Below are 4,778 nucleotides of genomic sequence, written 5' to 3' on the forward strand. Positions count from 1 at the left end.
CTCCTAAGTCAAATTGTATTTAAATGAAATTGAAATTTTAAATATATGTCAAACTTCATAATTTTATTTAAATAAATAATTCTTTTTGCTGTTAGGAGGTGAGAAAATGATTGTGAGGTTGGAGGTTCTCTACGATGACATAGAGCCCGACGGAAGGCGCGGGCGCGATAAAATAATCCGGGCAATAGACGAAGCAATGGATGGAGCACATTGGCAAGCAGAAGGCGACGGATGGATTGCCCGGCGATAATTTCTTTTTTTATCTTTCATGATAACAAGAGTCGCATATCCACATCTCATCTTCTTTTAACAAGAGGGCATAATCTCCACACTCATCACATATCCCATTCCTTCTAACAACTACCGTATCCATTTTTCTCATCTTTTCAGTCTCTTCTTTTATCTGAATCATTTCATAAATCATTTCAAAAAGACCCGGATCCATTTTCAGGATGTCTTTTAAGGTTATCACTCCAATAACCTTGCCAAATTCCACTACTGGAAGCCTCCTGACCTTCTTTTTTTTAAACTTATTCATTGCCTCAATTATGTCTGCTGACGGCTTTATCGTTACCACCTTCTTTTTCATAACATCTTTTGCAAGGATACTTTCAAGGTCCTTTTTTGACTTCTTTATAATAGCCCAAAGTATCTCCCTGCGAGTGAGAACCCCCTTAAGTTTTTGCCCATCTTTTACAATTAAACAGCCAACCTTTGACTTAACCATCTTTTTAGAACACTCCTTAAGGTTCGTGTCAGGACTCACAAATACAAAATTACGGGTCATTATGTCTCCGACTTTTATTCCTGTCCTCATTTTCTTATTCTTAGTCCAAATCATCTTAACATCAGGTAATTTTAATTTAAATAAATTTGTAACCCTTTAAGATTAGCTAAAAATTTCTAAAGAGGAGAGTTTTCTTATTTTTTCATACTGGACTTTAAAAAAATCTCTTTCTTCACTTAGCATTCTGAAAAAGTCCTTTAACCGTTCCTCAGAACAAACTTCTTGGATTCCTATGCCAAGAGAATCTAAATTAGAGTTTTCAGTATCCGGTGCCGTGTGCCTAATGGCCCTAATCCCCTTATTTGAACATTCAACCAATTTAAAATTGTATCTATCAGCAATTTTTTGTGATTCGTTGATATAGCTAATGGTGTTTGAAATAAAATCGCTTACAAAATAAATATTAGGGTAACCATTTATTCTTGCGATATCTGGAGCAACATCTCCTAAAAGAAGAAAAGCTATCCCTCCCTTATCCCCTACACGGATTCTATCTTCAAACTCTTTAAGCTCATGTTTTTTTAAAAAAAGTGGCAAACAAGCCCTAAGAATTGATGGATCTTCAGGACATATCTCAAACTCCATATTATCAAAAATAAATTAAGGTTTATAAGTTTTTATATTGTAGTAACTATAGGATTAATACAAAAAGGAGATTACAACAATTCTTTTAAATCAAATTAGCAATTTTACTTCATGATTAATAGTGAAGATAAAAGATTCTTTGGAGATAAAGCAAGAAGGAATAACATCCTTGCCGCAAGAGTTCTGTCTGAAACACTTAAGACAACTCTTGGTCCGCGTGGCATGGACAAAATGCTTGTTGACAGAACGGGGGATGTAGTCATAACAAATGACGGGGCAACAATCCTTGAAGAAATGGAAGTAGACCACCCAGTCGCAAAACTCATACTTGATGTCGCAAAAACACAGGAACGGGAAGCAGGAGATGGAACCACAACTGCTGTCATGATTGCAGGAAAGCTTCTTGAAAATGCAGAAACCCTATTGGACAAAAAAATCCACCCAACAATTATCTCAAAAGGCTATCGTATGGCTGAAGAAAAGTCACAGGAAATACTCGAAGAGCTTTCTGTGGAGATAGAATCAAAAGACGAGCTTGAAAAAGTTGCAAGAACAGCTATGACCGGCAAAGGTGTAGAATTTCTAAAAGACCACCTATCAAAACTTGTCGTTCGTGCAGCAGAAATAACCGGTGACGGGAGAAAAATTGACCTCGAGAATATAAAGATTGAAAAAGTCAAAGGAAAAAGTGTTGACAAAATTGAACTTGTTCAAGGATTAGTCTTATCAGCCAGCCGTGCAACGCCAAAAATGCCAAAGAAGATTAACAACGCAAAGATTCTTCTAATTGACGGTGGCCTTGAAATACCAAACCTTGAAAGAGAAACTCAAATTTCAGTTTCACGTGCCGGAGAATTAAGAGATTTTTATGCTCAGGAAGAAGAATTTTTAAGAGAGATTGTTCTTAAAATACGAAGTCTTGGAGTAAATGTGGTTTTTTGTAGCCGCGGAATTGAGAACTTTGTCAAATTCGCCCTCGCGCGCGAAGGCGTTCTTGCTGTTTGTAGTGTAGATTCTGATGAACTTTCCTTAATTTCCCGCTCAACTGGCGCAGGCATTGTTTCAAAAGTTTTTGATGCCACTCAAAAAGAAATTGGAGATGCAGGAGAAATAGAAGAAATCAGTAACGAAGAGTCCTCCCTTGTTTTTATTCGCGAGTGCAAGAACCCTCTTGTTGCGACATTTCTGGTTTATGGAAGCTCTACTCATATAATTGACGAAGCAAAAAGAGCCTTAAAAGATGCACTTGGAGTAGTCGCTTCAGTTGTCAAAGACAGGAAAATTGTTGCCGGCGGCGGAGCCACTGAAATAGAGCTTGCGCGCCGCCTCCATGCCTACGCTAAAACTCTTGGCAGTCGTGAAAGTCTTGCTGTTGAACAATTTGCTTTAGCGCTTGAATCAATCCCAATTGCACTTGCAGAAAATGCAGGAATTGACCCCTTTGATGTTCTAACTGAGCTTCGCTCAAGCCACGATCTCGATAACTACACTTTTGGCATAAATGTCATTGAAAACAGGATTGAAGATACTCTAAGACTTGGGATAGTAGAACCCTTGCGTGTAAAACTTCAGGCAATCTCCTCAGCAACTGAGGCCGCAATAACCGTCCTAAGAATTGATGATGTAATTGCTGCTAAAAAACCCGGCGAAACGGCTGCAAAAATCAGTAAAATGACCGACTATGAGTAACTCCCATACTTTTTCTCTATTTTCTCAAAAAGTGAAATATAAAAATCATCAGGAAAAAGAGCAAAGTTTACTGCAAGCCTCCCCCGACCAATAGTTTTCATAAGCTCTAGCTCCCCCCTTTCCCTCCAAATAGAGCTTTCAAAAAGAGATTCAAATAACTCTCTCTTTCTTCTCACATAATCACGAAAACGTTCGTATTCTTCCATGCCTAAACTATCAATTATTACCTGTTCATCGCCTTCCTCAAAATCATGGACTACCCGTTTAGCACAGCTTTTGCCATGAGTTTGACTTAATGCTTTTTCAAGATAAGCCATATAAGATTCATAACCCTGCATAAAAGCATCTCTTGTCAAAATCTCTTCCATCCGCGAGGTATAATCTCCTCTTATGGAAAGAAGCTCTCTTGCAATCAGTCCTAACTTCCGCCGGTCAATCCTGTCAATATTGCAATTTTTTTTAAGAGCCATTATCCTCTCAATAACCTCCTCAATTCTTTCAACTCTTTCTTCAAGTTCATCCACTGTTGCCATTAACCTGTCTTTCAAAACTATTATAAATAGTTTTTTCTTGTCAAATATATGAAATTTAAAGTTTTTGAGGATAATACAAAGCTCGTAACGGAATTCGGAGCAAAAAAAATAGATGGAATAAAACTTCCAGACTTCTATACATTTTCAAACGGTCTTGTTTATTCCCACAGAGATTTTGACAAATTTTTTTCAAGATTAATCAAAGGGGAAAAATCAGCCATAGTTTCTGGGGTTAATGCTTCCGGAACCTTTCACATTGGGCACAAAGCTGTCTTTGACACAAACCTCTTTTTTCAAAAAAAGTATGGGGTTGAGGTTTTTGTCCCAATTAGTGATGACGAGAGTTATGTTTCAGGTAAGATTAACTCTCAAGAAGAAGCCCTAAAAAACTCGCTGAAGCTTGCACGTGAAGTATTAGCCCTTGGATTTGATCCAAACAAAACCCATTTTATAATTGACCAGATATATACAAAAATCTACAATTTAGCAATAAGGTTAAGCAAAAAAGTTACCTTATCTGAAGTAAGAGCAACATATGGCTATCGCTCTGAGGATAATATAGGGCTCCATTTCTATCCTGCGGTTCAAGCGGCACATGTTTTATTTCCTGCCATAGAGCGTGGAATAAAAAATGTTCTTGTGCCAATTGGTCCAGACGAAGACGCTCACCTAAGGATTGCAAGAGACATCGCATCAAGAATCGGGGAAAGAAAGCCAGCCGTTCTTCATTTGGTTTTTGTCCCGGGACTTGACGGCGAAAAAATGAGCAAATCAAAAAACAATGCAATTTTTCTAAATGATGATGAAAAAACATTAAGAAAAAAATGCAATAAAGCTTTCAGCGGGGGAAAAAAAACAATTGAGGAACACAGAAAATACGGGGGCAATCCGGAAGTAGACATACCATTCAGATACCTCTCAAGCTACTTTCTAACAGAAGATGATTCTAAAAAAATAGCTGAAAAGTACAAGAAAGGAGAAATGTTATCAGGCGAAATGAAAGACCTTCTTTTTGATAAGCTAAAAGATTACCTAAAAAACTTCCAAAAAAATGTTAGCAAAATAAAAAAATCAGATTTAGAAAAGTCAATTTTAAGGTAAATTTAAAATAAGCGCCACAAACCCTCCGTAAAAATCAACTGCATTTAGTAGTGAGTAGACCTATAAAGAAAAAGATAGTATGC

5 protein-coding genes are annotated in these 4,778 nt (G+C 37.2%); 2 read left to right on the forward strand and 3 right to left on the reverse strand.

Features of this window, described 5'->3' with window-relative positions; translation table 11 throughout:
• Positions 1-259: 259 nt before the first annotated feature.
• Together D6734_00450 and D6734_00455 are read right to left on the reverse strand one after the other, a co-directional pair.
• Positions 260-841: a CBS domain-containing protein gene (locus D6734_00450; protein RMF98372.1), complete on the reverse strand. Its 582-nt coding sequence runs from the start codon at positions 839-841 to the stop codon at positions 260-262.
• A gap of 48 nt (positions 842-889) precedes the next feature.
• Positions 890-1,372 (reverse strand): hypothetical protein, encoded by a 483-nt coding sequence (locus tag D6734_00455; protein RMF98373.1) that lies wholly within the window; start codon positions 1,370-1,372, stop codon positions 890-892.
• A 111-nt stretch (positions 1,373-1,483) separates the two neighbouring features.
• Here D6734_00455 and D6734_00460 point away from each other — a divergent pair, with 111 nt between their 5' ends.
• Positions 1,484-3,061: a thermosome subunit gene (locus tag D6734_00460; GenBank protein ID RMF98374.1), complete on the forward strand. Its 1,578-nt coding sequence runs from the start codon at positions 1,484-1,486 to the stop codon at positions 3,059-3,061.
• Here D6734_00460 and D6734_00465 read toward each other — a convergent pair.
• Positions 3,052-3,594, reverse strand: a complete 543-nt coding sequence (locus D6734_00465) for a hypothetical protein (GenBank protein ID RMF98375.1) — start codon at positions 3,592-3,594, stop codon at positions 3,052-3,054. The two genes, D6734_00460 and D6734_00465, sit on opposite strands and share 10 nt — an antisense overlap.
• 48 nt (positions 3,595-3,642) lie before the next feature.
• Between D6734_00465 and trpS the strand changes: the two genes are divergently transcribed.
• Positions 3,643-4,695, forward strand: a complete 1,053-nt coding sequence (gene trpS, locus D6734_00470) for a tryptophan--tRNA ligase (GenBank protein ID RMF98376.1) — start codon at positions 3,643-3,645, stop codon at positions 4,693-4,695.
• Positions 4,696-4,778: the final 83 nt, after the last annotated feature.

The organism is Candidatus Schekmanbacteria bacterium (assembly GCA_003695725.1).
Taxonomy (GTDB): Bacteria; Schekmanbacteria; GWA2-38-11; order GWA2-38-11; family J061; genus J061.

Excerpts from the sequence above, each read along its gene's own strand:
- D6734_00450 (RMF98372.1), bottom strand. The coding sequence starts at position 841 with ATGATTTGGACTAAGAATAAGAAAATGAGGACAGGAATAAAAGTCGGA.
- D6734_00455 (RMF98373.1), bottom strand. The coding sequence starts at position 1,372 with ATGGAGTTTGAGATATGTCCTGAAGATCCATCAATTCTTAGGGCTTGT.
- D6734_00460 (RMF98374.1), top strand. The coding sequence starts at position 1,484 with ATGATTAATAGTGAAGATAAAAGATTCTTTGGAGATAAAGCAAGAAGG.
- D6734_00465 (RMF98375.1), bottom strand. The coding sequence starts at position 3,594 with ATGGCAACAGTGGATGAACTTGAAGAAAGAGTTGAAAGAATTGAGGAG.
- trpS (RMF98376.1), top strand. The coding sequence starts at position 3,643 with ATGAAATTTAAAGTTTTTGAGGATAATACAAAGCTCGTAACGGAATTC.